General features: G+C 59.6%; 18 protein-coding genes. 10 read left to right on the top strand and 8 right to left on the bottom strand.

The features are described 5' to 3' along the window. Nucleotides 1-55: 55 nt before the first annotated feature. Complete coding sequence (locus RBB49_RS05940) at nucleotides 56-523, bottom strand: Lrp/AsnC family transcriptional regulator (RefSeq protein WP_306141780.1); 468 nt, start codon at nucleotides 521-523, stop codon at nucleotides 56-58. 125 nt (nucleotides 524-648) lie between these two features. Between RBB49_RS05940 and RBB49_RS05935 the strand changes: the two genes are divergently transcribed. Next, nucleotides 649-3,006 (top strand): 1-deoxy-D-xylulose-5-phosphate synthase N-terminal domain-containing protein, encoded by a 2,358-nt coding sequence (locus RBB49_RS05935; protein ID WP_306141779.1) that lies wholly within the window; start codon nucleotides 649-651, stop codon nucleotides 3,004-3,006. A gap of 72 nt (nucleotides 3,007-3,078) precedes the next feature. Here RBB49_RS05935 and RBB49_RS05930 read toward each other — a convergent pair whose 3' ends face one another. Together RBB49_RS05930 and mddA are read right to left on the bottom strand one after the other, a co-directional pair. Beyond that, nucleotides 3,079-3,975 (bottom strand): class I SAM-dependent methyltransferase, encoded by an 897-nt coding sequence (locus RBB49_RS05930; protein ID WP_306141778.1) that lies wholly within the window; start codon nucleotides 3,973-3,975, stop codon nucleotides 3,079-3,081. Nucleotides 3,976-4,059: 84 nt separating this feature from the next. After that, on the bottom strand, nucleotides 4,060-4,812 hold the full coding sequence (gene mddA / locus RBB49_RS05925; RefSeq protein WP_306141777.1) for a methanethiol S-methyltransferase: 753 nt from the start codon (nucleotides 4,810-4,812) through the stop codon (nucleotides 4,060-4,062). Between the two features lie 177 nt (nucleotides 4,813-4,989). On the opposite strand from mddA, the gene RBB49_RS05920 reads away from it, so the two are divergent. Next, nucleotides 4,990-5,685: a helix-turn-helix domain-containing protein gene (locus tag RBB49_RS05920; RefSeq protein ID WP_306141776.1), complete on the top strand. Its 696-nt coding sequence runs from the start codon at nucleotides 4,990-4,992 to the stop codon at nucleotides 5,683-5,685. Nucleotides 5,686-5,703: 18 nt separating this feature from the next. Here RBB49_RS05920 and RBB49_RS05915 read toward each other — a convergent pair whose 3' ends face one another. Together RBB49_RS05915 and RBB49_RS05910 are read right to left on the bottom strand one after the other, a co-directional pair. Then, the gene (locus RBB49_RS05915) at nucleotides 5,704-6,744 is read right to left on the bottom strand and encodes an aldo/keto reductase (RefSeq protein ID WP_306141775.1); all 1,041 of its coding nucleotides are present in this window, start codon (nucleotides 6,742-6,744) and stop codon (nucleotides 5,704-5,706) included. A gap of 14 nt (nucleotides 6,745-6,758) precedes the next feature. Then, nucleotides 6,759-7,469, bottom strand: a complete 711-nt coding sequence (locus RBB49_RS05910) for a GntR family transcriptional regulator (protein WP_306141774.1) — start codon at nucleotides 7,467-7,469, stop codon at nucleotides 6,759-6,761. 112 nt (nucleotides 7,470-7,581) lie between these two features. Between RBB49_RS05910 and RBB49_RS05905 the strand changes: the two genes are divergently transcribed. The 3 genes from RBB49_RS05905 to RBB49_RS05895 all read left to right on the top strand — a co-directional run bounded on the left by RBB49_RS05905 (nucleotide 7,582) and on the right by RBB49_RS05895 (nucleotide 10,863). Beyond that, a complete protein-coding gene (locus RBB49_RS05905) occupies nucleotides 7,582-9,105 on the top strand; it encodes a UxaA family hydrolase (RefSeq protein ID WP_306141773.1) in 1,524 nt (507 codons plus the stop codon). Beyond that, nucleotides 9,102-9,842, top strand: coding sequence for an SDR family oxidoreductase (locus tag RBB49_RS05900; protein WP_306141772.1), 741 nt, complete (start codon nucleotides 9,102-9,104; stop codon nucleotides 9,840-9,842). The genes RBB49_RS05905 and RBB49_RS05900 overlap by 4 nt, the downstream gene beginning before the upstream one ends. 166 nt (nucleotides 9,843-10,008) lie before the next feature. Next, nucleotides 10,009-10,863 (top strand): fumarylacetoacetate hydrolase family protein, encoded by an 855-nt coding sequence (locus tag RBB49_RS05895; protein WP_306141771.1) that lies wholly within the window; start codon nucleotides 10,009-10,011, stop codon nucleotides 10,861-10,863. Between the two features lie 13 nt (nucleotides 10,864-10,876). Here the strand turns inward: RBB49_RS05895 and RBB49_RS05890 are convergent, their stop codons facing one another. Together RBB49_RS05890 and RBB49_RS05885 are read right to left on the bottom strand one after the other, a co-directional pair. After that, nucleotides 10,877-13,093 (bottom strand): CHASE2 domain-containing protein, encoded by a 2,217-nt coding sequence (locus tag RBB49_RS05890; protein ID WP_306141770.1) that lies wholly within the window; start codon nucleotides 13,091-13,093, stop codon nucleotides 10,877-10,879. A gap of 51 nt (nucleotides 13,094-13,144) precedes the next feature. Beyond that, on the bottom strand, nucleotides 13,145-17,023 hold the full coding sequence (locus tag RBB49_RS05885) for a M10 family metallopeptidase C-terminal domain-containing protein (RefSeq protein WP_306141769.1): 3,879 nt from the start codon (nucleotides 17,021-17,023) through the stop codon (nucleotides 13,145-13,147). Nucleotides 17,024-17,422: 399 nt separating this feature from the next. Between RBB49_RS05885 and RBB49_RS05880 the strand changes: the two genes are divergently transcribed. Genes RBB49_RS05880 through RBB49_RS05865 form a run of 4 tightly spaced genes read left to right on the top strand, consistent with a single transcriptional unit; the run spans nucleotide 17,423 to nucleotide 23,108 of the window. Continuing rightward, the gene (locus RBB49_RS05880; RefSeq protein WP_306141768.1) at nucleotides 17,423-18,817 is read left to right on the top strand and encodes a TolC family outer membrane protein; all 1,395 of its coding nucleotides are present in this window, start codon (nucleotides 17,423-17,425) and stop codon (nucleotides 18,815-18,817) included. Nucleotides 18,818-18,827: 10 nt separating this feature from the next. Then, nucleotides 18,828-21,047, top strand: a complete 2,220-nt coding sequence (locus RBB49_RS05875) for a type I secretion system permease/ATPase (protein WP_306141767.1) — start codon at nucleotides 18,828-18,830, stop codon at nucleotides 21,045-21,047. Then, on the top strand, nucleotides 21,034-22,341 hold the full coding sequence (locus tag RBB49_RS05870) for an HlyD family type I secretion periplasmic adaptor subunit (RefSeq protein WP_306141766.1): 1,308 nt from the start codon (nucleotides 21,034-21,036) through the stop codon (nucleotides 22,339-22,341). Before RBB49_RS05875 ends, RBB49_RS05870 begins: the two co-directional genes overlap by 14 nt. Before the next feature lie 35 nt (nucleotides 22,342-22,376). Next, nucleotides 22,377-23,108, top strand: a complete 732-nt coding sequence (locus RBB49_RS05865) for a transglutaminase-like cysteine peptidase (protein ID WP_306141765.1) — start codon at nucleotides 22,377-22,379, stop codon at nucleotides 23,106-23,108. 10 nt (nucleotides 23,109-23,118) lie between these two features. On the opposite strand, the gene RBB49_RS05860 is transcribed toward RBB49_RS05865, so the two are convergent. Next, entirely contained in the window at nucleotides 23,119-24,177 is a 1,059-nt protein-coding gene (locus tag RBB49_RS05860) for an alpha/beta hydrolase (RefSeq protein ID WP_306141764.1), read from the bottom strand. A gap of 272 nt (nucleotides 24,178-24,449) precedes the next feature. Between RBB49_RS05860 and RBB49_RS05855 the strand changes: the two genes are divergently transcribed. After that, nucleotides 24,450-25,331 carry a LysR family transcriptional regulator gene (locus RBB49_RS05855; protein ID WP_306141763.1) on the top strand — a complete coding sequence of 294 codons (882 nt, stop codon included), beginning with the start codon at nucleotides 24,450-24,452 and terminating at the stop codon, nucleotides 25,329-25,331. Nucleotides 25,332-25,337: the final 6 nt, after the last annotated feature.

Genomic DNA, 25,337 nt, shown 5'->3' with positions numbered 1-25,337 from the left:
TAGTCCGTCGTCGCCGAATGTATGTCCGATCAACGTGCTTGCAACAGGGCCTTGCCTAAGGCGTGCGGGCGACACCCGATTTCACGCGCCGCAGCGGGATCGAACTCTCGATATTGGCAACGCCCGGAACCTTGGTGAGTTTCCCGGTCAGGAACGTCTCGAATGCCGCGAGCCCGGTCGTTGCAACGCGCAGGAGGTAGTCCCGGTTTCCGGTCATGAGCCAGCAGTCCACGACTTCCGGAAAGGTCTGGATCGCGGTTTCGAACTGGTCCAGCGTGATGTCCACCTGCTTGTCCAGCTGCACCGAGACAAAGACGGAGACTTCATATCCGAGGGCGACCTCGTCGATGAGCGCACAGTACCCTGTGACGATGCCGCCATCTTCCAGCTGACGCAGTCTGCGCGCAACCGGTGTCGGGCTGAGGCCGACGCGTTCCGACAGGTCCTGAAGGGAGATTCTGCCGTTCTGACGCAGTTCGCGCAGGATCTGGATATCGAAGGCGTCCAGGTTGGTGGATTTCACCACAGTGAGACCTTTTTTTGATGAATGACGCCAATATCTACCCAATAGACGTATGAAATAGCAAGAATCCCGTCACGCGCCGGCGATAGATTGACACAAAATCCAAACGTATCGGGAACCGGGCAATGGGCATCGAGCATCTGAAGACAATCGAACAGCGGCTGCTTTGGCTGTCGCACTGGATGATCCATCATGCGAACCACATCAGGCCGAAGGTGGACGGGATAAAGGTAGGTGGTCACCAGGCAAGTTCGGCGTCGATGGTGTCGATCATGACTGCGCTCTATTTTTCCGCGTTGAGGCCCGAGGACCGCGTTGCCGTCAAGCCGCATGCGTCGCCTGTCTTTCACGCAATCCAATACCTGATGGGCAATCAGACCCGTGAGAAAATGGAGAACTTCCGGGGTTTCGGTGGCGTACAGTCCTACCCGTCGCGCACCAAGGACATTGACGATGTCGATTTCTCCACGGGCTCGGTCGGTCTTGGCGTTGCGATCACGTCCTTTGCCTCACTGGTTCAGGACTACATCAGCGCCAAATCCTGGTCACCGGACCGCCCGGTGGGCCGGATGATCGCCCTTGTCGGTGATGCAGAACTCGATGAAGGCAATGTCTACGAGGCCCTGCAGGAAGGTTGGAAAAATGATCTCAGAAACTGCTGGTGGATCATCGACTATAACCGGCAGTCGCTTGACGGCATCGTTCGCGAAGGCCTGTTCGACAGGGTGGAAAAAACATTCGACGCCTTCGGCTGGGACGTCGTTCGCGTGAAATACGGCGCGCTGCAACGCGCCGCCTTTGCCGAGCCGGGCGGTGCGCGATTGCGCGAATGGATCGATGCCTGTTCAAACCAGGACTATTCTGCCCTGACCTTCATGGGCGGGGCCGTCTGGCGGCAACGGCTTATGGACGATCTGGGCGACCAGGGCGATGTCACCGCTTTGATCGACCGGCGCAGCGATGCGGACCTCGCCGACCTGATGGAAAATCTGGGCGGGAACTGCACGCAGACGATGGCGGAAGCGTTTGCCGCGATCGACCATGACCGTCCGACCTGCTTTCTCGCCTACACCGTCAAGGGATGGGGGACACCGATTGCGGGACACAAGGACAACCATGGCGGCCTGATGAACAAGGCCCAGATGCGGGAGTGGCAGGCGCATATGGGTGTGCCGGAGGGCGATGAATGGGAACCGTTCGCAACAGTTCAGGACATTCAGGCCCTGAAGGTTTTCCTCGCTCAGGTTCCGTTTTTTTCCAGGGGAACGCGGCGCTACTCCGATGCCCGCATCGACGTGCCCCGGATCGCGCTGCAGCCGGGCGGTGAAATCTCCACGCAGATGGCCTTCGGCAAGGTGCTGGATGATCTGTCAAAGGGGGACAGCAGGCTCGCCGAACGGATTGTCACGACCTCGCCGGATGTCACTGGAACCACCAATCTTGGACCCTGGGTCAATCGGCGGAAACTGTTCGCCCGCCATGCCATGGCCGATGCCTTCATCGAAAACCGCATTCCGTCAACAGCGAAGTGGGAATTCACGCCGGAAGGTCAGCATATCGAGCTCGGCATTGCGGAAATGAACCTGTTCCTGCTCCTGGGCGCAGCCGGGCTGTCGCATTCTCTTTTCGGACGCCGTCTTATCCCGATCGGAACCGTTTATGATCCCTTCGTCTGCCGCGGGCTCGATGCCCTCAACTATGCCTGCTATCAGGATGCCAGGTTCATGATCGTCGGTACGCCGTCCGGTGCGACCCTCGCACCAGAGGGCGGGGCGCACCAGTCCGTCGGCACGCCGCTGATCGGCATGAGTCAGGATGGGCTTGCCGCCTTCGAACCGGCCTTTGCCGACGAACTCGCCGTGATCATGGAATGGGCTTTCGACTATCTTCAGCGGGAAGGGGAAGGCGATCCGGACGAGCGGACCTGGCTGCGCGACGAGACCGGTGGCTCGGTTTACCTGCGCCTGTCGACCAATCCGATCGAGCAACCCGTCAAACGCGCCGACGAGGACTTCCGACAGGGGGCGATTGACGGAGCCTACTGGATGCGCAAACCCGGTCCGAATTGCGAGGTCGTGATCGCCTATCAGGGTGTTGCCGCCCCGCAAGCCATCAAGGCCGCGGGATTGCTTGCAGGGAACCGGCGCGATGTCGGCGTTCTGGCCGTCACCTCCGCCGACAGGCTGAACGCCGGCTGGACCGCTGCGCAGCGGGCACGGTCGCGCGGGAACGCTGCTGCCGTTTCGCATATCGAGCGGTTGATGGAGGGCCTGCCGCGCCACTGCAGACTGATCACCGTCATCGACGGTCATCCGGCAACGCTCGCCTGGCTCGGCAGCGTTGCAGGTCATCAGACGATTCCGCTCGGTGTCGAGCATTTCGGACAGACCGGCACGATCGGCGACCTCTACAGGCATTTCGGGATCGATGCGGCGTCCATCATCGAGAAGGTCAACGGCCTGACGGCGGGCCGGCGGATCTGAGTGAGTGCGGGGATGATCCGGACGGGGTCTGCGTACGCCGACCGGGCATCGCACGAAGAGCCGGTTCAGCGATCATTCCGCCGCATCCGCATGGATTACCCATGAAGAACTGTCCATCCAAAGTCCACTCCCGTCCTTGGGAACAGTTTCGAACAGGCGCTGGAGATCGGTTTCTATCTCGGTCTTCTTTGCCAGGGCTTCCGCTCCCGCCACTCTGAAAATCTCTCCGGCCGGTCCGAGCGCGAGTTGAAAGGCGATCGCTTCGTCGACGGTGCGCCCGACCAGAACCTGCGCATCGAGCCTTTCAAAGCGGATGTTCCGGAACCCGGCCGCTTCCATGATGGCGCGCGTTGCGGCTTCGTCGGCCATGGAAAACGGTCCCGGACCGCAGGACGGCGCGTTGGCGTCTGGCTGGGGCAGATGGGTCAAGAGAACCTCCCGTGCGGCAGAAAGCCAGGGATTCGCGTCGCGGTCACGCCACACGATATGCGTCATGCGGCCGCCGCGCTTCAGTGCCTGGCGCATGTTGCGCAAACCTGCCACGGGATTGGAAAAGAACATTGTCCCGAACCGTGCGAAAACGTAGTCGAATTCAGCCCTTGGGAGGAGCTTTTCGGCGTCACGGCAAGCAAAGCTGACGTTGCCGATCAGCATCTGCTCGGCGGCATGCCATGACTGGGCGACAAAGGCGGGTACACAATCGATGCCGTGGACATGTCCCCTGTCCCCTGTCCGCCCGGCCAGCGCGATGGCGGTATCGCCGAACCCGCAGCCGACGTCGAGGACACGATCCCCCTTGCAGATGGGCAGGCCGGGAATGATCGCCGCACTGTGATGGCGCAGGCCACCCACAAGGATGTGCCGGTATTTCAGAAACTTCGGAGCCATCACTTCGATCCAGAAATCCACGATTGGCGTGTTTTCGGTATCGGGTGCCACGGCAGGAGTTTTGAGGGCATGCGATGTCATTGGTTTATCCTTGGTAGGCTGGTTGCGCTTTGTCCTTGTTCAGAACCTGAGCGAAGAACTTTCGCGGATGCGGATCGATGAAGGTCAGACCGACTGCGCGCGCCGCGGCAGCGTCCGGAAGGGGTTGGGAAACAGCATCGGTACGCGCCGTTGATAGTCCCGGTAGGTCGCACCGAATTCACGCACCAAAGAGCGTTCCTCGAAATAGAGGCCGATGAAGACGTAGACCGTCATCGACACGGCGAAAAACAGGTGCCCGGCGGTCATGACCGGCGTTGCGAAGAAGACCATGATCACACCCAACTGCATGGGGTGGCGTACGAACCTGTAAAGCATCGGCGTCTTGAAAACGGGTTTTGGGTTCGGCGTGCCGTTGTTGCCCGCCCAGACCTGCCGCAAGCCGAAAAGCTCCCAGTGATCGATCAGGAAGGTGGACAGCAGCACCGTGACCAGTCCGCTAAGAAACAGGGCGTAAGCTGCCAGGGCCCAGACGCCGTCAACCGACCAGACTACGGAGGGCATCGGCTTCCAGCACAGCATGAGAAGGGACAGGAAGGCGGCGGCCTGAAGCACAAAGGTGCTGCGCTCTGCTTCAACGGAAACAAGCCTTGTCCATCGATCCTTGAACCACTGACGCGCCATCAGGCTGTGAAAGAAGCCGAAAAGGAAGACAAGCAACGCGTTGATCGCGAGTGATGCCGTGACATCGGACGGCACGCCGTCATTGATCGCCTTCGGGACCGCGATGCCGAGCAGGAAGCCGGCCATGTAAAGGAACGCGATGTTGAAGAAGATGTAACACAGGATGCCGTAGAGCATCAGTCCGGGGCGTCTCATCGAAGGTCTCCATCTGCCTGGTGCCGCAGCTGCGGCAAGTGGTTTTTGATGAGACTTCAGATACGGATCGGCAGTGTGCTGCGATACTTCCGCAGATGTAGCAACGAACTACGTATTGCGTAGTTAGAGCATCGGGCGGTAAGTGTCCTGTTCTAGACCATATGAAGGAGGCGCTGCATGAAGAAATACGGTCAGTTCTGTCCGGTGGCAAAGGCGACCGAGATACTGGGCGATCCCTGGTCGATGCTGATCGTGCGCGAACTCTTGCTCGGGTCGAGCCGGTTTTCCAGCCTGCAGCGCGGTCTGCCCCGGATTTCACCGACCATCCTGAACAAGCGCCTCAAGGAGCTGGAAGGCTCCGGTGTGATCGTGAAAAGGCCGATCAGCGGTCAGCGCGGGCATGACTACCGGTTGACGCCCGCCGGCAAGGAGCTGTCCTCCGTTGTCCAGGCACTGGCCGTATGGGGCATGCGCTGGGCCCGGGACGAAATGGATGACGATGATCTGGATGTAACTTTCCTGATGTTCGACATTCAGCGCAATCTCGTGCTTGACCAGCTGCCGGACGGCGAAACAGTCATCTGTTTCCAGTTTCCCGATCTGAAGGAATTCGGAACCTGGTGGCTGATTTGCGCCGGAGACGACGTCGATCTTTGTTACCAGGATCCCGGCAAGGATGTGAATGCTTACGTTACGTCGCGGTCACGGACCATGATGGAAGTCTGGATGGGAGACCGTCCGCTGCCCGCAGCGCTGAAGTCCGACGATATAAGTCTGGTCGGCGAAAGCGCCGTTTGCGCACGGTTCGCGAAGTGGTTTCCGCTTTCCGAAGCAGCGGCGGTCCCGCGTCCGACCGAGAGGGAACGTCTCTAGCGGGACCGCGCATTATGGCTAGCTCTCCGAGGGCAAAGGGCAATCGGGACGTATCAGCTTTTCGGCCTTCAAGTCCGACCACAGGCCAGCGGGGATCGGTGTTTCCAGAACCTCGACATTGGCTTTGACCTCCGCAGCACTTACCGCACCGGGGATGACCGTTTTGACACACGGATGGCCGAGCACGAATTGAAGTGCGGCGGCAATCAGCGGTGTATCGTGTGATTTGCAGACGGCCTCGATCCGCCGCACACGATCGAGGATCTCAGGCGGCGCTTCTGCATAGTTATACTTGGCACCCTCGACTGGGCCGGTTGCAAGTATGCCTGAATTGTAGGGTCCGCCCAAAATGATGCCGACATCGCGTTTTTCGCAGAGCGGTAGAAAGCTTTCCAGCGCTTCCTGCTCCAGAAGCGTGTAGCGGCCCGCCAGCAGGAACCCGTCGAAATCACCAAGGCCGAGCAGTTTCTCGCAGACCTGCCACTCGTTCACGCCTGCGCCGATGGCGGCAACGTCCCCGGCGTCCTTCAGTTCGCACAAGGCCCTGTAGCCGCCGCCGTCAAACAGCTCCCTGACCTTGGCGTCGCTCTGTTCCTGTGACCCTTGCGAAAAGACGCAGACATCATGCACCAGCAGAATGTCCGCGTTTGAGACGTTGATGCGCTCGCGGCTGGCTTCATAGCTGCGCATGACGCCGTCATAGGTGTAGTCGAAAACGATCCGTTTTTGCGGCACGTTGACGAAGGCCTCCGGGGTCACTTCATGTGGTTCGCAGTCGAGAAGAAGACGGCCAATTTTCGTGGAGAGCTGAACATTGTCCCGGCCGAACCTTGCCAGCGCCTCGCCGAACCGTTTCTCGGAAATTCCGAGGCCGTATTGGGGTGCCGTATCGAAATAGCGGATGCCGGCGTCGAAAGCCGCCTGAAGCGCTGCCTGCGCGTCGTCGTCAGTGACTTCGCGATAAAGATTGCCGAGCGGTGCGCCACCAAAGCCCATTTTCGTCAGCGGAACCGATCGCCGCGTGCGGCCGTTCAACAAGGTGGTATCAGTTACTTTCATGCGGAGGTCCTGTATCAGCGGGACTGGAAAAGTTCGGGGCGGGTTTTCGCCAGCGCTTCGATGCGCGGCATCAATTGTCCGAGATGGTGACGCAGGGCAGCCTGTGCGCCGTCCGGGTCCCGGTTCTGAATGGCATCGAAGATGGCCCTGTGTTCTTCCAGGGTTTCGACGGCGCGACCCGGCGTCGGCAGAAGCAGCATGCGCGCCCGCGTGACCTGAAGGGAGACCAGCCGGGCGACCGCCTTCAGTCTCGGGTATCCGGTGAACAGCATCAGGAGTTCGTGAAACGCCTCGTCTGCCTGGTAGAACCCGAGGATGTCGCCGTCTTCAATCAGCAGTGTCTGCAGGCGCATGTTCCGGTTTATCTGTGCGAACTGGTCCTCGGTCCGGTCCGATGCAACTTTCGCGACGCTCGCAAGCTCCAGCGCCTGTCTCAGGAACGATCCCTCGCGGATGTCCTCCATTGAAAAATAGGCGACGCGCGTTCCGGACTGAGGGATGACATCAACAAGGCCTTCGTTTGCAAGCCGTGCGATGGCCTCCGCCACGGGCGATCGGGAGACACCGAGTTTTTCGCAAATCGGGGCTTTGCGCAGCACTTCGCCAGGCCGGAACTGCAGTGACAGGATCGCTTCCTGCAAAGCCAGATAGACCTTCTGCGCAAGCGAGCCTTCGAATGCATTGATGTCCTGAAGCCGGTCGGCATCGATGTCGGTATTTGTCATTTTAGCCTCTTGTCGACTAACATGTTAGTTGACAAGATCTGCAAGTCAAGATAGGTCGTGAATACAAAGTTGCCTAACAAATTGAAGACCAATGGTGCGAGAGAGGCGCAGTATGATCGGCAGCGGATTCATCAAGCTCAGGTCCGACGACAATGTCGTCATCGCCTTGCAACCGCTTTCTGCAGGAACGGATATCGAGGGTGTGCCGCGTGCCCTGGCGGGCCAGATCCAGCCCGGTCACAAGATTGCCTGTGCCCCGATTGCCAAGGGTGACAACGTCTATCGCTACGGCCAGGTCATCGGCCAGGCGAAGTCGGATATTCTGCCAGGAGAACACGTGCATTCGCACAATCTCGGGATGCAGGACCACAGTCTCCAGAACCATGAATTCGCGTCGCAAAATACACCGCTGCCCGAGATCGATCACTCAAGAACATTTCTTGGATACAAACGCGCTGACGGACGCACGGGCACGCGCAACTATATCGGTATTCTCACCTCGGTGAACTGCTCGGGATCGGTGGCTCAGTTCATCGCGGAAGCTGCGGAGAAAAACGGGCTTCTCGACCGGTTTCCGAACGTGGACGGCGTGGTGCCGATCGTGCACGGGACCGGTTGCGGCATGTCGGGCGAGAACGAAGGCTATGCGGCCCTGTTCCGGACATTGTCGGGTTATGCGCAGCATCCGAATTTCGGCGGCATTCTGCTGATCGGGCTCGGTTGCGAGGTGATGCAGATTTCCGATCTTGTCGGTGGCCGTCCGATCCGGGCAGACGGTGCCTTGCGCTACATGACCATTCAACATGAAGGCGGCACCCGCAAGACCATTGAAAAGGGCCTTGAGGAACTGGAGGGCATCGCCGCTCTTGCAAATGAAGTTGCGCGAAGCCCGGCTCCTATCAGCGATATCACCGTTGGCATGCAATGTGGCGGCTCCGATGGGTATTCCGGCATCACCGCCAATCCGGCGCTCGGTTATGCCTCGGATCTGCTGGTGCGCCATGGCGGCACGACGATCCTGTCGGAAACACCCGAAATATATGGCGCCGAACATCTTTTGACCCGCAGGGCGCAATCCAGGGACATCGGCGAGAAGCTGATGCAGCGCATCCGGTGGTGGGAGGAATACACCAACCGGCATGGCGGTGAAATGGACAACAATCCAAGCCCCGGAAACAAGCGCGGTGGCCTGACCACGATCCTGGAAAAGTCGCTCGGCGCGGTTGCCAAGGGCGGAACGGCCCCGCTCTCCGGTGTCTATGAATTTGCCGAACAGGTTGACCGGAAGGGCTTCGTCTTCATGGACAGCCCCGGCTTCGACCCGTGTTCGGTGACGGGGCAGGTGGCCTCCGGGTCAAATCTCGTCGTGTTCACCACCGGCCGGGGTTCGGTCTCCGGCTACAAGCCGACGCCCTGCATCAAGCTGGCGACAAATTCGGAAATGTACCTGCGCATGTCCGGTGACATGGATCTCAACTGCGGGGACATCGTCACCGATGGTGTGACAATCGAGCAAAAGGGCGAGGAACTGTTCGAATTGCTGCTCCGCGTTGCCTCGGGTGAACACACGAAGAGCGAGGAGCTGGGCTTTGGCGGTGTCGAGTTCGTTCCCTGGCAAATTGGAGCAGTCATGTGAGGCGTCTTGAAGGGAAGAACATCCTGATCACAGCAGCGGGTCAGGGCATGGGAAGGGCAAGCGCGATCGCCTGCGCGGCGGAAGGTGCGAAAGTGATTGCAACGGACAAGAACGTTGCGCTGCTGGAAGGCCTTGAGGGGATCGAGACCCACGGTCTCGACGTGACAGACGGCACGGCGATCGACGAGTTCGTCGCCTCTCTTCCCGATCTCGACGGCCTGTTCAATGTCGCGGGCATGGTGCATCACGGCACCTTGCTGGACGTGAGCGACGAGGATTGGGAACTCGGTTTCGATCTGAATGTGACTGCCATGATGAAGCTGACGCGCGCCTGCCTGCCGGGCATGCTGCGTCAGGCGGAAAAGACCGGTTCGGTATCGATCGTCAACATGTCGTCCATGGCCAGTTCCATAAAGGGGTTTCCGTTCAGAACGCTCTACGGGGCTTCCAAAGCCGCGGTGATCGGTCTGACCAAAGGCATCGCCGCCGATTTTGTTACCAAGGGCGTTCGCTGCAACGCGCTTTGTCCGGGAACGGTCGACACACCGTCCCTACGCGGCCGAATTGCTTCTGCCCCGGATCCGGTACAGGCTGAAAAGGACTTTATCGCCAGGCAACCGATGCGCCGCCTGGCACAGGTCGAAGACATCACACCCATGGCGGTTTACCTGCTTTCCGACGAAAGCCAATTCGTGACCGGGCAGGCGCTGGCTGTCGATGGCGGCGTTACGATCTGAAAAAACGACGGCGCGTGATGCATAGCCCCTGTGCTTTCGAGTACGTACCGAATTGCGGCGATGCGGGCTTCTTGCGGCACGGTACATCCCCTATGAATGAACCGGCGCTTCCAACCGTTCGCTGCGGTTGATCGGCAGACCACTGGCAAAACGAGAGAACTGAGACATGAAACTGTTGCGTTACGGCCCGGCAGGGCAGGAAAAACCCGGATTGCTCGACGATGACGGACGCGTGCGCGACCTGTCTGCACATGTGACCGATATTTCCGGAGACGATCTCTCGCCGGAAAAGGTCGCGCAGTTGAAGGGTCTGGATGCGAGCAGCCTTCCCGTCGTTCCCGGCCAGCCGCAGGAGGACCTCAGGCTCGGACCTTGTGTCGGCAATGTCGGCAAGTTCATCTGCATCGGCCTGAACTATGCCGATCATGCTGCCGAATCCGGACTGGATGTGCCGCCGGAGCCCGTTGTTTTCGGAAAATGGACCTCCGCGATTGTCGGTCCGGACGATGATGTCGAGATCCCGCGCGGGTCGGAGAAAACGGACTGGGAAGTCGAACTCGGCGTCGTGATCGGCAAAGGCGGCAAGTACATCGAGGAAGCGGATGCGCTGCAGCATGTCGCCGGTTTCTGCGTCATCAACGATGTGTCGGAGCGCGACTTTCAACTGCACCGTGCCGGAACCTGGGACAAGGGCAAGGGCAGCGACACGTTCGGGCCGCTCGGGCCATGGCTCGTGACGCCGGACGAGGTCGGGGATTTCGACCAGCTTGCCATGTGGCTTGAAGTTGACGGCCACCGGTACCAGAACGGCTCCACTTCAACCATGGTGTACAAAGTCCCGCACCTGATCAGCTATTGCAGCCGCTTCATGAGTTTACAGCCGGGCGATGTGATCTCGACGGGAACACCTCCGGGCGTCGGCATGGGACAAAAGCCGCCGGTCTATCTGAAGGGCGGCGAGGTCATGCGCCTCGGCATTGAAAAACTTGGCACCCAGACACAGAACGTGAAAAACGCCTGATTTCATTTCAGCGTTATTTTGTCTCGGCAACATAAACGCCGTCCCAGTTTGCAGGGGGCGGCGTTTTTTTGAAATTTTCGATCCTTGCACGGAAGGTCGCAGCGAGCCTGGTCAGTTCGCCGCACTCGACTTCGGAGATTTCAAGGCACCGGGCCAGGGCAGCGTCCCAGTCCTGGTCGCGGTAGTGGCTCAGCATGTCCTCAAACGCTGCCTTTGCCTCCGAGAACGTCCGGTTCAGCGCAAGGTCGACGTCTCCCAGGAGACAGTAAATGCGTTCAGGTTCATGCTTTCCCTTGACCCTTATGAGATCGACTTCAACGAGCGCGAACAGATCGTTGACCTGTTCCGCCGTGTTGCTGCCGATCAGGATCGTGACACCGTATGTCTTGGTCTGCCCCTCAAGCCGCGAGGCGAGATTGACGGAGTCTCCCAGAACCGAATAGTCGAAGCGGAACTCTGAACCCATGTTTCCCACGACACAGTCGCCGGTGTTGATGCCGACCCCGATCGTGAGCGGGAAGAACTCTTGTCCGTCCGCCTGGGCTTCCTGCCTGCGCTCTTCGTTGAGCGCACGCATGCGTTTGACCATGACCAGGGCCGCCTCGCAGGCGTGGATTTCCTGACTGTCGTCGTCCAGCGGAGCGTTCCAGAATGCCATGATCGCATCGCCCATGTATTTGTCGATGGTCCCGCGCTTTTCCATGATGCCGTTGGACAGCGGCGTCAGAAAGCGGTTCATCAGGCTGGTCAGGCCCTGTGGGTTCTTTGCGAAACTCTCGGAAATGTTGGTGAAGTTGCGCACATCGGAAAACAGAACGGTCGTCCGGCGCCGCGCGCCGCCAAGTGTCAGGTTCTCCGGGTTTCGTGCGATCTGCTCGACATAGTCCGGGGCGAGATACTGTGAAAAAGCGGACCTGATTTCCTGCCGCTGGATTTCTTCTCTGCGGTAGTTGATGAAGACGAGCAGGAGATAAACGCTCAGGCTTGCGAAGAGCGGATATCCTGCGTCGATGAGCAGATTTTCGTTGGCAAACAGGTACCAGCTGCCGGCCGCCCAGCTTGCGGCCAGCACAAATCCGAACACCAGAACCGGCACGGCCCCGAGAATTGGAACGAGCAGGATGGTCAGCAGCGACAGGACCGTTGTGGCGACAAGTTCCGCGCCCAACGCGTAGTTCGGACGCGTCAGAAAGGACTGGCTGAGAATGTTTTCAAGGATCTGCGCATGCACTTCGACACCGGGCATTGCCGGGTTGACCGGTGTTGCCTTCAGGTCCAGCAATCCGGTTGCCGAGGTGCCGAACAGGATCAGGTGGTTCTGGATTTTGGAGACATCGAAGGTTCCGCCTGCAATGTCGGCGGCGGACACAAAACGGCCGGGGCTTGACGGCGTGTAATGAACCCAGATCCTGCCGTTCCTGTCGGTTGGAACCTCGACACCGCCAACCACGACCGAACTGATGCCGGCGTCGTCGCTCTTGACCGCGAAGGCGTTTTGACCGGTCGCGACACGCAGCAATTCCACGCTGAGGGCGGGATGAACCTTGCCTTCAACGACCACCGTCAGGGCTGCCCGCCGCACAATGCCGTCGGGATCCGGATAAATGGAAAACAACCCTTTTCCGATTGCGGCGTCCTCCAGAAGCGGAATGTTTCTCAAGAGTTTCGGGTATTCAAACATGAAGCCTGTCGGATCGGGTCCAAGCAGTGCGACCGGGGTCTGCGGCTGTTCCGGGCGGTCCGGCGTTATGAAATTGACGCCACCGGCCTGACCGACGACGACGCGCATCCCTCGCATCGCATCGCTCATGGCCTTGTCGGTGGACGGCAGGGCAGCGAGTTCCTGGAGTGCGGTGTCACTCAGTCCGCGTATTGTCTTGCCATAGTGATCAGGCGAAAGACGGTCGGGCTCGGCGAACACGACGTCGAACGCGACCGCGATCCCGCCAGCCCGCGCGATGTTGTTGAGGATGTCGGCCAGCGTTGTGCGCGCCCAGGGCCATTGTCCGAGTTCCGCCAGGCTCTGCTCGTCGATGTCGACAATTGTCACCGGAACGTCTTCATAAACGCGCGGCTTCAGGACCTGGTAGAAGTCGAAAGCCTTGAGCCGGACCAGTTCAACGATGAACGGATCGAGGAGGCGCACGCCAAGCAGAACGAGAAGCAGAACAAACGCCGACAGACGGGCGACCTCGAAAACGGAATTCAGTTTTCGGACGAACTGTTTCATCGGGTGGCAGAGTGAATTGGCAAGGACGACCCGGAGGCATCCGAGGGAAGTTCAGGAGACAAGGGTGTCCGGTGTCTGGGCACCGTCATTGGAAAAGACAAAATCAATAATTCCTCCTGCATCAACGGACTGCAGCACGGCAACATCCCGGAAATCCGAACCACTGCCGGGCCCGTCCCGATCAACGCTGACTATTGTATCCGCACCGTCCTGTTCAACGTTCACGTAGTCGCCGGCCGCGCCGGAGTTGAAGTAAGCCTCCAGCAGGGCAGACAGATCGAGCCGGTCGGTACCGCTTTCGAAGTCGGCAATGACGTCCGCAAAGTCATCATGAGACAGGACAAAGGTATCTGCGCCGTCGCCGCCGTAGAGAGTATCAAGACCTGCGCCACCATCCAGTTCATCGGCCAGATCGCTGCCGATCAGCAGGTCGTCGCCGGCCCCGCCGATCGCCTTCTCGATGACGGTTCCATAGGCAATGCCGATGTTGCCGGTCATGCCGTTGGCAGACGACAAGGCACCCGGATTGAGGTCGATGATTGCGGGCGCGTCCCAGCCGGAGAAGTCGAGAACATCCGTGCCGTCAGCGTCGTAGATCGTGAGCACAGGATTTTCTTTCCTGGAAAAGTCGTAGATCGACCCTGTTTCGGTGCCGTTGAAGCCATAAGTGCTGTCGCCGGCCCGGGTTTGCGGGTCCGTTCCATAAGCGAGCTGGATTGCGGCAATGTCTTCCAGCATGGGCGTTTGCGCGTAGATCCAGTTGCCCTGTTCGTTCCACCAGTGCGCACCAACGCGGTCAGCGGTGACCGGTGACATGATGCTTTGCAGATGGGAAACCGGTTCCGGGGCATGGTCGAGCCCGAGCGCGTGCCCGACCTCGTGCATCAACGCCTGAAATCCGAAAGTGCCTGGTCCGAAACCGTCTTGTCCGATCGCATCCGGGTTGGTGACGATCGTGCTGCCCGTCTGCGTGGCGAAGGTCGCGGCGTAAGGAGTTTCTGAAGAATGCAAGAACCGGATCGTGGCCGGAGCACCGGCTTCGGCCGGGGCCACCGTCAAACCCGAGAGGTCTGCCCAAAGGGTCAGTGCGGCAACCGCTGCAATCTGCTGAGCAGGCGTATAGGCGGACAATCCGCTTTCGGCCTGGCCGGCAGAAGGAAAGGCGTAGGTCACCGCGTTCGAAGACAGCGTTTCGCCGAAGGGCACCGCAGTTCCGGCCAGAGACGATTGAATGGCTTGAAGTTGTGGTGTCGGCGATTGATCCTCGACCGGTGTGAAATTCAAGCCGACGCCTTCCGGCCCCGTGCCCGTCCCGGTGACGATGATGGATGCGGTCGCGGTGGCGAAACCGCCGTTGCCGTCGGTGACCGTGTACTGAAAGCTGTCCGTCACCTTCTGTCCGTCAGCCAGAAAGCCGAACGCGTTGCCCGTGTCGTAAATGACCTTGCCGCCCACGATCGATACGCCGGCATCGAACAGGCTGCTTTCCGACACAGATTGCAGAATGACCGCGTCGCCGTCAGGATCAGACGTGTTGTCCAGGAACCGTTCTGCGTCGTAGACCGCGGTTCCTCCGGCAAGCAATTGCGATCCCACGATGCCGGCTGTGCCAATCGCGAGACGGGCACCGATCACGCCGCCATCCGTTTCATCGAAGCTGCCGACATTGAAGCGGAGTGCGTAGTCGCCTGATACTGTAATCGGGCCGCTCAGGGATTGCGGCTCTCCGGTCGCCCCAAACGGGAGCATTTCGGAAAACAATGGCTGTATCTCGCCTGTGTTTTGATTGATGAGTTCCGCCGTGACCACGGCCGCATCGTCATCGCTGAGCGACTGACCCGCGAAAACACGGTATTGGAGTTCCACAAGGTCACCTGCTGACGCAAAGAACGGATTGCTTTGCAGGGATGGCCCGAACGCGGTACCGATGTCAGGCCCGTCCCTGAAACTGTCGAGCAAGCCTGAAAACCTGATATCGGCAACGGAGGAGTCGCCGGGGATAAGTGTTCCGGATTGGTCTATGTCGAAGGAGAACGTGTAGTCGGATACGATCAACTCGCCGTTTGGACCTTCCTGCGGGCCGGAGATCTGTTGCCACCCAGAATAACCGCCTTCGAAACCGCTGTTTTCCGTGGCGTTCGAGACGATGTTGAAATTTTCGGCAATCGGCGCGTCATTGACGCCTGCAACCGTGATCGTGACCGTTGCCGGAATCTCCGAAACCAGGCCGGTGCTGTCCACGGCGCTGTACTGGAAGGCGATTTCCTGTGTCGCGCCGGCGGTGAGCGTATCGAATGCGCCGTTGGGATTGAACGTGAATGTTCCATCCCCGGAAACATCAAGCAGACCAAGGGACGGTTGCGACGGGCTAAACAGTGCAATCGTGTCACCTTCATCCGGGTCGTATCCAAGGAATGGTGCTGAAATGCTGCCGTTCGCCGGTACCGTAAGGGCAATATCAAAAACGATCGGTGCATCCTCGACCGGTTGAATAACGATCGGCAGATCCGCCATGACGGATTGTTCGTTGACGAGCACCGAGAGACTGAGGCCGCCGGTCTCACTGTTCGGTGTCGGGGTATAGGTTATGGTCGACAGCGCGGCGTTGATGTCGGATTCCAGCCCGGAAAAGGAGACCGTCTCATCGTTGATGCCGTCACCTTCCAGGAATGTCAGCCCGCTCACCTGCGCGAGCGTGACTGTTGATCTTGCCTCGATCGTGACGGTTCCAACGCCATCGCCGGGAATTTCGACGGTTAGCCCGCTAAAGACGAAAGGCTGATCTTCCTCTGTCGTCAGATTTGGAGGCAGGATCAGAGCAAGGCTGGTGTCCTCGGCAGGAGGCACCGAGCTGTCATCGAATGGTTGCTGGGGCCGGTTGGAGGGGGGAGGCGGATCCCGCAGCGCAGGACCGGAGCGGTCACGGTCACCGATCCCGGCCGGCCCTTCATTGCTCGGATCGTTGCTCCCGTCACCAAGTGGCGAAAGTTCCGGGTTGGACAGTTCAGGAACCGGGCCGCCATTCAATTCCGTGGCACCTGTGTCGGTGCTGCCGGGGCCGCCAGGCGCCTGAGTCCCGTCCGTTCCTGCGTCATTTGGGTTTTGCTGACCGAGTCCGGCGGCGCCATACGCGCTGTATGCCTGTTGCAACTGGCTTTCTGCGGCGGCGAATTCGGACTGCGTCCTCGGCGTGATGATCGGGACTGTCCCGGGCGCCGTGACGAGAAACGTCGAGTCCGTCGTGTTGACGGTTCCGATGAGCTGGCCCGACACCTTGTCGAAAAGCTGGTAGAAGCCGAGTTGGCCACCCGGGTCCAATGCCAGTGCAAATCGTGTTGCCCCGTCCAGCGTGCTGATGTCGACAATGGGCGTTGTCCCGCGAATGCCCATGGTTGCCGTTGGCGTTTCGATGCGCATGTCGCCGCTGGGAGCCACCTGCCCGGTGACGAACACGAAGCTGCCCTGCACCAGGTTCATCACCATGGAATTCCCGGATCCATTTGGCGAATAGACAAGCTCATCCAGGACCATGCGGGCGTCCGCCGACAGGGTGAAGAGTGTTTCGTCCAGGAACACGATTACGAGGGAAGAATTACCGGCGGTCTGGACAACATCGCCCTGAAAGACGGCATCGCCGGAAGAAAGCGCAACGCTTGTACCATCCGTCCTGAGTGCAGTGGCCGACCCCTCGGCCGACTGTACATTCCCGATCGGACTGCCCGCGCCTGCCGCCCCGGTCTGGGCGTATTGCCCCGGCGCCTGTGCGCCTGCCAGCCGGGCGACGGTATCCCCCCGCAAGAGCGCGCCTTCTACGGTTTCAAGATCCGGCAGTTGCGCTTGCGAAAAGTAATTGAGTATCGTCAGGGTTCCGTATTCATCGTGATGAATGAAAAGGTCTGGTCCTTGCCTTGCGTAATTACCATGAAACAACAGAGCTGTTTCCGAAATTACTGGCATGCCATCTGACGCGTTCAGAACCGCACTATTTACAAATTCCGTTAAGTTATTTTTGGCGCTCGGAACGTTAGCCACGACGCATGCCCACCAACAGGATTAACAAAAGCGCGAAACGGACGACAAAATATTTATCTTCTGTTTAACACTTTTTTAACAAAAAGTCTTTGCTGTGTCCAAATAAACTGCGCTATGGTTATTGGATGGGCAGGAACAATTACGAGAGCAGAGGGAAATCGATCTCATAATTCCGCAGAGTAATTCGTATGGATTGGGGAAGGTGCCTGGTTAAAATTATCAGTGCATTTTTGAATTGGTGGTATGAGTTCATTTTTGCAATCTGGAATTGTTAATGGTTTGATCTCCGTCGATTTCATGTTTCGGGGTAATGCCAGGCCCGCAGACGTCCGCATTGTGTTCCTGTCGCTGTTTCTGACAAGTCTGTTTGCGCCGGGGGCGAATGCACTGACGCTCGATGAAGCCATTGCGAGAGCCGTGACGACAAACCCTCAGGTTCTGGCCGCTGCCGCGAACCGGCGCTCTGTCGATAGCGAATATGACCAGGCGCTTGGGGCCTATTTGCCGACGGTAGATCTGGAAGCTTCTTTCGGGGCTCAATATATCGACCGCCCGAATTCTCTTGAGGTGACCGACAACCGTGAGTGGCGTAACGCGCGCGAAGCGACACTGGTTGCCAGACAGGTCTTTTTCGACGGCTTTGCGCGGGCGAACGAGATCTATCGGCAATCCGCGCGCATTGACGGATCGGCCGCCCGGGTGATGGAGCGTGCGGAGCTGATCGGGCTTGACGCCACAGAAGCCTTTCTGGACGTGTTCCGTCACCACCGTATCTTGCGCGCTGCAGATGACAATATCCGCGAACATGTGCGTTTGCTCGGCATCGTGCGCACCAAGGTCCAGGGTGGTTCGGCGACCGAGAGTGAACTCAGACAGGCAGAGGAACGGGTTGCCGCCGTTCACGCTGTCCGCGCGGATGTGTTGCGGGAACTGGGTGCGGCAAACGCGCGGTTTCAAAGTGTGATCGGTATTGCGCCGCCAACGCTGAAAGCACCGCGCCACCCAAGATCCCTGCCCAAGTCACAGGCCAGCGCGATCGCAATGGCGCGCACCAATCATCCATCACTGAAAGCCGGTTCGGCGGATGTCAATGCCGCGACAGCCGACTATGACAAGTCGCAAGCACCTTTCCTGCCGAGCCTGGGCGTTGAAGGGCTGGCGTCGGTCGGTGAGGACCTGGACGGCACACCCGGACGCAACAATGAATTTGCGGTGCGCATGACCATGTCGTGGAACCTGTTCAACGGCACAATCGACACCAACCGGCGGCGCCAGCTGAATGAAAAGGTCACCGAGAGCAAAATGCAGCTCGACCAGTTGAGACGCACAGTTGACGAGACTGTGCGCAGATCCTGGAGCGATATTGTCACCAATGATATCCGATTGAAGGCATTGCGCGACCAGACGGTTGCCGCCGAAGCGGTGATCGAGAGCTATGAGAAGGAATATGAAGCCGGGCTTCGGGATCTGCTCGATCTGCTTATCGCACAGAATTCCGCCTTCACCGCACGCGTCCAGCTGATCAGTTCGGAAACGATCTCCGTCTTTTCCCGTTACCGTCTTCTGGCTTCCACAGGCAGTCTGCTCGCCGTGGCCGGTGTGACCGCACCGGTCGAGAGCGCGGCAGGCTCGGGTGAGGTCCCCTGGTTCGTCGGTTCCAGAGGACTGATCGAACCGTTGCGCAAGTGGTGAGGCGGCTGCGGTGGATGGACGTGACAAAACGATCCACTTTGAGGTGCCCGACGCAGCGGACGATGAGCATGCGGAGGATGCGGCACCGAACGGACTTCTGGACGCGCTGATCCGGATTGCCCGTTTCCACGGCATCGTGGCCAACCCGGCTGAACTTCTGCGCGGACTTCCGGCCTCTCCGGCCGGTCTTAAGGTCGATCATATTGAGACAGCGGCACAGCGGCTCGGCCTCCATGTGCGGGTTGATCAGATGGAGGCAAGTTCCATCCCCGCCGTCACGCTTCCGGTTATCGTCCTGCGAGCACAATCGCCCGCGCTCGTCGTTGAAAAGATCAACCATCGCGAGGGAACCGCCCGGGCTTGGTCGGCGGCGTTTCCGGAAGAGGAAAGGACGATGCCGCTTGCCGGCCTTTCCGGGTCGAAGCATCCTGTCGTCGTATTTGTAAGCGTCCGGGCGGACCACGCCGGACAGACCGATCGGACCGAAACGCCGAAGGACTGGTTCTGGTCCGCCGTCCGCCGGTTCTGGCCGAGTTACACGCAAGTGGTGATTGCCGCCCTGATCGGCAATCTTCTCGGGCTTGCCAGTCCGCTTTTCATCATGAATGTCTACGACCGGGTGATCCCTAACCTTGCCATCCCGACGCTCTGGGTGCTGACGCTGGGTGTGCTCATCGCGTTCCTGTTCGATTTCATCTTCAAGATGTTGCGCATGAAGATCGTCGATCAGACCGGACGGCGTGTCGACATGGCTGTCGCGGGCCGCATGTTCGATCATTTTCTCCGGCTGAAGATGATCGCGCGGCCGGCATCAACCGGCGGCGTTGCCAACCAGGTCCGCGACCTCGATTCCGTGCGCGATGCACTGACATCGTCAACAGTGATTGCTGCGACGGATTTCCTGTTCATCGGCATATTCATCTGGGTCATGTGGCTTCTCGTCGGACCGCTGGCCTTCGTGCCCGCGCTGGCGGTGCCGATCGTCATAGCGGTCACGGGGCTGGTTCAGATGCCGCTTTCAAAGGCACTTGCGGAGAGCCAGCAGGACGCGGCACGCCGGCAATCCATCCTCGTGGAAACAGTCTCTTCGCTCGAAACGATCAAGGTCAGCGGCAGCGAGAGCTGGTTCCGGCGGGCCTGGGACCGGGCCGTCGCCGCGGCCAGCCGGTCGACCACCGCGGCGCGGTACTGGGCCAATGTTGCCTCCTCGTTCACCGGTGTTGTGTTTCAGCTTGTTTCGATCACCATAGTCGTGTGGGGCGTTTTCCTGGTCCTGGACGGTCTGATCACTGTCGGCGCGCTGATTGCCGCCAACATTCTCGCAGGCCGCGTGCTTGCGCCCCTGAACAACATTTCGCAAACGCTCTCGCGCCTGCTGCATGCGAGAAGCGCCTTGAGAAGCCTCGACGGGTTGATGAAGTCGGAAACCGAGTGCGGCTACACGGCACGTGACATCTCGGGCTTCGAAGAGAACGGCATAGCCTTTCAAAGCGTGTCGCTGCACTATCCCGGGAACACGGTTCCAGCCCTTGAAAACATCAGCTTTTCCGCTGAGCCGGGTGAGAAGATCGGTATCATCGGACGGGTCGGGTCCGGCAAGAGTTCGCTCGTGCGGATCCTTGCGGGACTCTACGAGCCCGATGCGGGAACCTATCTCCTTGGCGGCATCGACACGCGGCAGTTCTCCGCCGCCGACCTCAGGTCAATGGTAGGGCTTTGCCTGCAGGACGCGGATCTGTTCACCGGCACGCTGAAGGAGAACATCCTGATCGGGGCCCCTTATGCATCGGCAGCCGCGCTTGAGCGTGCCGTGGAGCTTGCCGGGGTCAACTTCTTCGCAGCGCGCCACCCGGAGGGTCTCGATATGCATATCGAGGAGCGGGGGCGCAGCCTTTCGGGCGGGCAAAGACAGGCAGTTGCGCTGGCGCGCTGTCTGATCCGCTCACCGCGGATCATCTGCCTGGATGAACCGACAGCCTATCTCGACATCATGTCCGAGAGACAGCTTTGCGACCGTCTGCGGCAGATCGCAGATGACGGTATCACACTCTTCATAGCGACCCATCGCGACGGGCCGCTGGACCTCGTTGACCGCATTGTCCTGCTGGACAAGGGCAAGCTCCTGATGGACGGCGAGAAGGATGTTGTTGTCGCGCGGCTGAAGGCCGGTGCAAAAGCCGGGTACAAGGCGCCGGCGAAAGGTTCGGGAGGCGGCCATGTCCCGGGTTGACGAGACCTTCGCCAACGACGTGCGCGAGGCTCTGGCGCGCCGGAACAATGCCGGTATCTGGGGGCTTCTGTTCGCGGTGCTGCTGCTGCTTGGTGCGTTCTTCGCCTGGGCTTATCTTGCCGAAATAGAAGAAGTCACAATCGGCGACGGCCGCGTCATACCCTCAAGCCAGCTGCAGGTGGTGGAATCGCTGGAAGGCGGGCTGGTTGCGGAGATCTTCGTCCAGGAAGGCGATGTCGTCGAAGCGGGCGAACCGCTGGTGCGGATCGACGATACGGATTTTGCGGCCAATCTCGGCGAGTTGCAGAAGCAGCGCAACGCGCTCTTCATCCGCGCCCGCAGGCTGGAGGCCGAAGCGCAGGGCACACGGCTCGATCTGACAGGCGGTGCATTCGACCGGCTGGCAGCCGCGCGCGAAATGGCCCTCTTCGAGGCACGCGCGACGGCACTGAAACAGGAACTTTCAGTCATCGAGCAGCAGCTTTCCCAGCGCCGTCTTGAAAAGGTCGAACTGGAAACGCGCCTCAGGAGTCTCAAGCTCTCCGCCGAACTTCTGAACGAGGAACTCCTGAGTGCACGGAACCTGTCGGCCGCCGGTGCCTATCCGAAAATGGACCTGCTTCGCCTGGAACGAGAAGCTCAGGGAGGCACCCTGGAAGTTGAACTTCTCAACGCGTCCATTCCAAGGTCGGAGGCGGCGATCACCGAAGCGTCTGCGCGACTTGAAAGCGCGGTGCTCGGGTTCAGGGCGCGGGCCCACGAAGACCTGACCCAGACGCTCAACGAGCTGACAATTCTCGACGAGACCATCAAGTCGGCACAGGACAAGGTCCGCCGCACCGTGCTCCGTGCACCGGTGCGCGGGATCATCAACAAGTTCTCCGTCGCGACCATCGGTGCCGTGGTCTCGCCGGGCGAGAACCTTTCTGAAATCGTGCCGCTGGACGACAGTCTCCTGATCGAGGCGCAGATCCGGCCGCAAGACGTTGCCTTCCTGTTTCCCGGGCAGGCGGCGCGGGTCCGTGTCACCGCCTATGACTTCACTGTCTATGGCGACCTGCCCGCCGTTGTTGAACGCATCGGCGCAGATACGATCACCAATGAAGATGGAACCACATTCTACCGGGTGATCCTCAGGACAGAACGCAACTGGCTCGGCTCGGAAAGCAATCGTTTACCAATTATCCCGGGAATGGTGGTGAGCGCATCGATCTTAACCGGGAATAAAACCGTTCTCGACTACTTGTTGAAGCCGATCATCAAGGCGCGTTCGGAAGCTCTACGGGAACGATAACGGGGCATCGGCGTGCCTGAACGGGGCAGACGTCGATGCGATACGGGTCCGGGCTCGGTAAGGGGCGCGCAGTCTTGTTTTTCTTTTGTCTGGTGTCCAGCGCCGGAGTGGTATCGGATGCACAGGCCTCCCAGTTGAAGCGTCTGGCGAATGTTACGCGGATCATCTCGGACAGCGGCGAAGACACAGGCGCGGAATCGCTGCAGGTCAGTTTTGCCTCAGGCCATTCAGCGTTCGAATTCAAGCGCCGCACCGACACGGCTCTCGCCCGGCGCTGGGGGATGTCCAGACCTCGGGTGGAGGCCGAGACGGAGTGGCTGGCTTCCTGCGCAACCGGAGCCTGCCGGGACCGGCGCGTCGAGCCGTGGTCGAAGGCGGTCGCGGTCCTCAGGTCAGCGCCTCGAAAAAACCGTCCGGCACTGGTCCAGAAACTTCTTTCCCGCCGGATCGACTATGTCGGCGACAAAGCCATCGATGACCATTGGGCCAATCCCCTTGCGACACTGCTCAGCGGGGCAGGGGACTGCGAAGACCATGCGCTTTTGAAGCGGGCAATGCTGATGGCCGCCGGCTATAGCGACGCGGAGGTCCCGCTTCTTGTTCTGGAGACGGCAAAGGGCCAGGGTCACATGACACTGCTCGTTGCTCACAAGGATCATGTGCTTGTTCTCGACAACCGTTTCCGGGCTGCGGTGCCTCTCAGCTTTCTGACAAGCGACAAGGTGGTCGCCCTTGCTTCGAGTGCTGGCTATTTTACCGCCAGGTAAAGGCGCCCGATCAGTTTCCCAGGAACAGCATGTCGGCGACACTGTCTCCGACCCTCTGAGCGAACGCCTCCCTGGTCTCGGGGAGCGACACCGGTGAAATCGCACCGGATTGAATCATCCCGATCAGCGTCGGTGAATTGGCGAAAGTCGCGTGTGAGGCACCATCCTGACCGTCATCGATTTCGGAAAGATCGAGAACCGTGATGCCGAGCTGCTGAAGAGATGCAATATCGTCGCCCTGGCCGACGCGCGCTGTACCGCCGCGCAGGTCGCGCGACAGCTTCAGCGCCTTGTCCTTGCGCGATGCAAGAACCAGAAACGGCTCGGGCTTCGGATCAATCACCGCGACTTGTGAGGCGAACACGTCTTCATCGATATCGGGCGATGCCAGGACAAGCGGGCTGATCTTTGCAAGAACGGATTTCCTGTTGGCAAGCGAAAGCTGGCGCACGGCCTCCATTGTCAGCAGGGTTCCCATGGAGTGTGCAACAACGGCCACCGACTTTGCCTCGCTTCTTGCCGCCAGTTCGATGGTTTTCTGAAGGCCGTCGCGGGCAAACTGAACACTGTCGCGATCGTAAAGGTAGGCGCTGGTCTTGCCGGCCGACGGCCACGAGTAGTGAATGCCGACCACAGGCTGGTTGAAATCGTGGATGAGCTGGGCCTGCCGATAGATCCCCGAGACATAAGACACGTTGTAACCGTGAATGAAAATCATGACGATCCGGTCTGCGGGTTTCAGGCGGCGCAATTGCGCGTTGATCAGCGCCAGTTGCGCTGCCGCAGACCCGGTCTCGCGTATGCCGGTGATTCCGAACTCGGTCGCGGGATCCGGATCGCGCGACGGGGCCTTTATCGTGCCCGGCTTCCTGTCTTCCGGCACCCAGACATCGATTTCGGCATAGGATAGTTCCGAATTGCGGCCACCGCCAAATCGGACCTTCGGGTCGTCAACCGGTTTGCGGGGCGTCACGGCGAAGATCGGAACGGTGGTTCCTTCGGCCTGCATGTCGTCGATGAGTTCAAACTGCGCGGGCGTACCGGCGCAGGCTGCCAGCAAGAATGCCACACAAAGCCCCGGAAGACGGGTCGCAATCTTTGCGAACCATGCGTACAGCTGGTCACGTTCGGTGCCAACGGCTGGATCAGGCGTCATGAGCCGGACGGGTGTTTGGGATTGGTCAAGTCGACGGCCTGCCTGTTGCTGTCTTGGGGCTTGTCGGATTTTACAAGGTGCGCCTCATGCGTAAATGTTCCCAAATGCGCATGGCATGCGCAAATTTGCGACCGTGACAGAATTTTACGCTCGATTAGATACCGTGCTCAAAAACGAAGGATGCCATGGAAAACTGGAATGAAATCCGCACGGCCTACGAGCTTCTTAGATGCGGAACCGTAAGCAGGACCGCGGATGTCCTGAACATTCACCGGGCAACGGTCATCCGCCATATTGATGCCCTTGAAGCACTTCTGGGTGAAAAGCTTTTTATCCGCAGCGCAAAGGGATACGTGGCGACGGAAGTCGGGGTGGAACTGCTGGACGTCGCGGCCCAGGCGGACGAGCGGTTCAGAAAGTTTGCAACGAGGGCCAAGTCCGGCGAGGCTGGGCTGACCGGCGACATCATCCTGACGGCAGACGGCCCGCTTCTTTTGTTTCTGTTGCCGACGATCCGGGAGTTTCAAAAGAGCCATCCACAGATCACGGTCAGGTTCATTGCCGAGCGCCGTGTTCTGCGGCTGGATTATGGTGAAGCCCATGTTGCCATCCGACTGGGCAAGGAGCCCGATGAACCGGATAATGTGGTTCAGCCCTTCAAGACAATCCAGTTCGGGCTTTATTGCAGCCAGACTTACATTGAGAACCACGGCGAGGTGGTGAAAGAAGATCTTTTTGCCGCGAACAGATGGGCGCTTGCGGACAATCAGGACTACCTTCCGGAGTTTTATTCCTGGCTTCGCGATCAGGTGCCGGAAGAAAATGTTGCCTTCGTGGGCAACGATCCGATCGGCGTGTTTCATGCCATTGAGGCAGGTGTCGGACTGGGGTTCCTGCCGCGCGAGCGAGCAGCGCGTCAGCCCCGTCTGAAACAGCTCATACGCTCGGATCCGGACTGGTGCCTGAAGCTCTGGCTCGTGACCCATGTCGACCGCCACAGAAGCGCAAAGGTCCAGACCTTTCTGGAGTACCTGAAGGAACATCCCGTCGATACCGTGGACTACTAGGCCGGT

It is taken from the genome of Roseibium sp. MMSF_3412 (assembly GCF_030733265.1).
Classification (GTDB): domain Bacteria; phylum Pseudomonadota; class Alphaproteobacteria; order Rhizobiales; family Stappiaceae; genus Roseibium.
This window is presented reverse-complemented; position numbering and strand designations above follow the sequence as displayed.

Bases quoted from the DNA above. Each gene is read 5' to 3' on its own strand.
- RBB49_RS05935 (WP_306141779.1), top strand. From the start codon at position 649: ATGGGCATCGAGCATCTGAAGACAATCGAACAGCGGCTGCTTTGGCTG.
- RBB49_RS05930 (WP_306141778.1), bottom strand. From the start codon at position 3,975: ATGACATCGCATGCCCTCAAAACTCCTGCCGTGGCACCCGATACCGAA.
- mddA (WP_306141777.1), bottom strand. From the start codon at position 4,812: ATGAGACGCCCCGGACTGATGCTCTACGGCATCCTGTGTTACATCTTC.
- RBB49_RS05920 (WP_306141776.1), top strand. From the start codon at position 4,990: ATGAAGAAATACGGTCAGTTCTGTCCGGTGGCAAAGGCGACCGAGATA.
- RBB49_RS05915 (WP_306141775.1), bottom strand. From the start codon at position 6,744: ATGAAAGTAACTGATACCACCTTGTTGAACGGCCGCACGCGGCGATCG.
- RBB49_RS05910 (WP_306141774.1), bottom strand. From the start codon at position 7,469: ATGACAAATACCGACATCGATGCCGACCGGCTTCAGGACATCAATGCA.
- RBB49_RS05905 (WP_306141773.1), top strand. From the start codon at position 7,582: ATGATCGGCAGCGGATTCATCAAGCTCAGGTCCGACGACAATGTCGTC.
- RBB49_RS05895 (WP_306141771.1), top strand. From the start codon at position 10,009: ATGAAACTGTTGCGTTACGGCCCGGCAGGGCAGGAAAAACCCGGATTG.
- RBB49_RS05890 (WP_306141770.1), bottom strand. From the start codon at position 13,093: ATGAAACAGTTCGTCCGAAAACTGAATTCCGTTTTCGAGGTCGCCCGT.
- RBB49_RS05880 (WP_306141768.1), top strand. From the start codon at position 17,423: ATGTTTCGGGGTAATGCCAGGCCCGCAGACGTCCGCATTGTGTTCCTG.
- RBB49_RS05870 (WP_306141766.1), top strand. From the start codon at position 21,034: ATGTCCCGGGTTGACGAGACCTTCGCCAACGACGTGCGCGAGGCTCTG.
- RBB49_RS05865 (WP_306141765.1), top strand. From the start codon at position 22,377: ATGCGATACGGGTCCGGGCTCGGTAAGGGGCGCGCAGTCTTGTTTTTC.
- RBB49_RS05855 (WP_306141763.1), top strand. From the start codon at position 24,450: ATGGAAAACTGGAATGAAATCCGCACGGCCTACGAGCTTCTTAGATGC.